Origin of the sequence: Nostoc sp. (assembly GCF_036919815.1) — a bacterium.
Taxonomy (GTDB): Bacteria; Cyanobacteriota; Cyanobacteriia; order Cyanobacteriales; family Nostocaceae; genus Nostoc.
In genome coordinates, this window is record NZ_JBALCE010000105.1 from 1 (window position 1) to 3,690 (window position 3,690).

At 43.8% G+C, this 3,690-nt stretch carries 2 protein-coding genes and 1 pseudogene; all 3 read right to left on the minus strand.

Going from position 1 to position 3,690, the window contains the following annotated elements:
• Positions 1-210: 210 nt before the first annotated feature.
• Positions 211-1,419 carry a 4-hydroxy-3-methylbut-2-enyl diphosphate reductase gene (locus tag V7K15_RS24195; protein WP_334909589.1) on the minus strand — a complete coding sequence of 403 codons (1,209 nt, stop codon included), beginning with the start codon at positions 1,417-1,419 and terminating at the stop codon, positions 211-213.
• Between the two features lie 119 nt (positions 1,420-1,538).
• Positions 1,539-2,375 (minus strand): SGNH/GDSL hydrolase family protein, encoded by an 837-nt coding sequence (locus V7K15_RS24200; RefSeq protein ID WP_334909591.1) that lies wholly within the window; start codon positions 2,373-2,375, stop codon positions 1,539-1,541.
• Between the two features lie 159 nt (positions 2,376-2,534).
• Positions 2,535-3,596 (minus strand): annotated as a pseudogene (locus tag V7K15_RS24205) (ammonium transporter); the annotation flags it as partial.
• Between the last annotated feature and the right edge of the window lie 94 nt (positions 3,597-3,690).

The window sequence follows — 3,690 nt, forward strand, 5'->3', positions numbered from 1 at the left end:
CAATCGAATATGCTGCCATCTCTAAATAATCTGTTTTTTTACATCTTTAAAGTTTACAATCTTTGTGGCTGGTTTGATATCAAATTGCTGTAATTATGCGTTTCCCGAAATCCTTGGTAGGCACAATACCCTGCGGTCAGCTAAAGCTACATGAATTGTGCCTACATGATTTTCACTCATACGTCTATTTGGAAGTTCATCTGAGAACTATTAAACCAGTGTTGGTATTGCTTTGACAGCAAAAATTTTCTCAATCACATCTTCTACCACCTTATCTGGTGTAGAAGCACCAGAAGTAATTCCCACAACAATTTCTCCATCTGGCAACCAATTTTCTGTAGTTATTAACTGCCCATTTAATTGCCGATGTTCAATGGAATCTCCTGATTTAATACGTTCAACAGTATCAATATGATAAGAAGGAATTCCGCGCTCAAAAGCAATTTGTTGCAATTGAGTAGTATTCGAGGAATTAAACCCACCAATTACTACCATCAAATCTAAATTATGTTGCACTAACTCCAACATGGCATCTTGGCGTTCTTGGGTAGCGTCACAGATAGTGTTGAAGCTTTGGAAATGCTGATTTAACTCGGTGGGGTTATACTTCTGCAACATAGTCCGCTCAAAAAGCTTACCAATTTGCTCAGTTTCGCCTTTCAGCATCGTAGTTTGGTTTGCAATACCAACTCTTTCTAAATCTTGATCAGGGTCAAATCCTGCTGAACAAGCTTTAGCAAATTTTGTCAGAAATTCTTCCCGGTTCCCACCATTGATAATATAGTCAGCAACATATTCTGCTTCTTGCAAGTTCAACACAATTAAATATTTGCCAGCAAAAGAACTAGTAGCAACTGTTTCTTCGTGCTTATATTTACCGTGAATTATTGAAGTATAATCGACTTTTTTGTGCTTTTCTACTGTGTTCCAAACTTTAGATACCCAAGGACAAGTTGTATCAACAATTTTGCAGCCTTTATCGTGAAGTATCTGCATTTCTTGAACGCTAGCCCCAAAAGCGGGTAATATGACTACATCACCAGTTCCCACAACCGAAAAGTTTTTATCCTTTCCTTCAATGGGGATGAATTCTACTTCCATCTCCTGCATTCGCTGATTTACAGAAGGATTGTGGATAATCTCGTTAGTAATCCAGATGTGTTCTGTGGGGAAGTGCTGACGGGTTTCGTAGGCCATTGCCACAGCCCGTTCTACACCCCAGCAAAAGCCAAAAGCTTGTGCTAGTCTGATTGTCACATCACCTCGTTGTAGAGTGTAATTGCGATCGCGAATTTCCTGAATCAAGTTACTCTGATACTCAGATTGCAACTGGGTGGCAACTTCTGCTTGATGACCAAAGCCCTTGCGATTGTAATTTTCTGAATGTTGGAGGCTGCGCTTAAAAGCTTTTGTATCCATTATATTTGTCTACTTAAACCACTATTCTTTATTTTCTCGCACCCAGACGCGATTTATACACAGTTGTATTCAAAGATATTACTTCTTTTTGGACTTTAGCCTTTTTCCCCCGAAGCAAGTTAACGCTGGGGTTTTAATTCGATATTGCTATAAATCTGCAATGCAGAACGCCAAACTATATAGCCTTCAGGACTTAAGTGTAAGCCATCAGTAGTAAATTCGCGGCGGAGATTACCTTGCTTGTTGGTAAACAGGGGATATAAATCAAGATATTTGACACCTTTTTTGGTAGATATGCTTTGCAGTTGTTGATTCAACTCGCTAATCCGACTATTGGTAACAGCCAGAAGTTTATCGCGTCCTTTCCAAGTTGCTGACTCTGCCCCATGTGGCAAAATCGATTGGACAACAATTTGCGCTGTCGGATGCACCTTTCGCAGGTAATTGATAATTTGCCGTTGATTATCTAAAATTACTCGATCGCTTATCCCCCCAATTAGATCATTAATCCCAATCATCACAAAAATCACCTCTGGCCGGGTGCGGTCAAATATCTTCAATCTTTTCAAGAGTCCATTGCTGGTTTCGCCAGAAATTCCTTGATTGAGCCAATTTTTACCTTCGGGTAATAACTCAGGGGGAAACCACAAACTCAGAGAATCTCCCGCCAGTATGGTTAAATGCGGAGGACGTTGGTCAGCAGCGACGTTGGCTTCTTGCTTGAGGATGTCTACCCACTCTTGGTAAGTGAGTTGGTGATGGCGACCCAAATCAGGTGTAGCAATTTCGGGTGAGTTGTCCAGCTTAATTGACTCCGGGGATGTGATTATCCCCCCAAAAAAAGCGGTCAATCTTTGCTGTTGCCAAATTAACAGGATGACCGCCAACATCAGGACGCCGTTGGTTAACAGCGATAAAAATGCCCAGATCGGAAAGGTTTTTGCAGAAGTAGACACGACTAGCCAAATTTACCAATTATTTGAATCAAATTTTAACGCTAGCGATCGCAAATTACCTAATTTTAAACTAGGGAGTGGGGGAAGCAAACAGAAAGTTCTTCCCTCCAAACTCCTGTACAGACGCGATTAATCGCGTCTCTCCAAACTCTTAACTCTTTACTGAGTCGGACGATCGCCAAACTCGGAGTTGTAACCTTCTTCACCGTGTTCGTTGATATCCAAACCTTGCAATTCAGCTTCCTCTTTGACTCGCAGCCCGACTGTCGCATCAATAATCTTGAGAATAATCCACGTACCAACACCTGCGATCGCGTATGCAACGACAATTGCTGCTAGTTCAACTCCCAATTCACCCAAATTACCACGTAGCACCCCGTCTTTACCTGCTCCGTTGACTTGAGTCGTGGCAAAGATCGCCGTTAAAATTGCTCCGACTGTACCACCAACGCCATGCACAGGAAAGGTATCTAAAGCATCGTCAATTTCTAGCTTGTGCTTGAAACTGATCGCATAGAAGCAAACAAAGGCGGTGATGAAACCAATTAAAATCGCTGATAGCGGTGTGACAAATCCGGCGGCGGGAGTGATGCCCACCAAACCAGCAACAGCTCCGGTAGCTGCTCCCACGGCGGTTGGTTTACCCCGTAAAACGCTTTCCAAAATTAACCACATTAAAGCCGCCGCCGCCGCCCCTGCATTGGTGGCAACAAAGGCTGTTGTTGCCACATTTGTGACTAAGTTCCCAGAAGTTCCACTAGCAGCAGATAAGGCACTCCCAGCGTTGAAACCGAACCAACCAAACCACAGCAAGCTAGCACCCAGCAAAATAAAGGGGACATTGTGTGGCGGGCTAAGACGATCGGGATGGGTTTTGCGAGGCCCAAGGACGATCGCAGCTACTAAAGCTGAAACGCCAGAACTAATATGAACTACTGTGCCACCTGCAAAGTCGAGGGCACCCAAACCACCATACAAACCTAAAAATCCACCTTTCGCCCAGACCATGTGGGCCAGGGGAGCGTAAACAAAGGTTGACCACAATAGGACAAACAGCGAATAGGCGCGGAAACTCATCCGCTCTACGATCGCTCCAGAAATTAAGGCTGGGGTGATAATGGCAAACATGGCTTGGTAGATCATGAATGCTTGGTGGGGAATCGTTCCGGCATAAGAGACGACTTCTGCCGGGTTTGACCCTTTGAGATAATCGCTGATCTCTGGTTGAGTCGATGGGGGATATTATTCCCCGCACCTCTCAGTTAAATCTGGGCGTGCGACTTTCACCGCACCCAGCTTCCGATGTTCTTAGCTT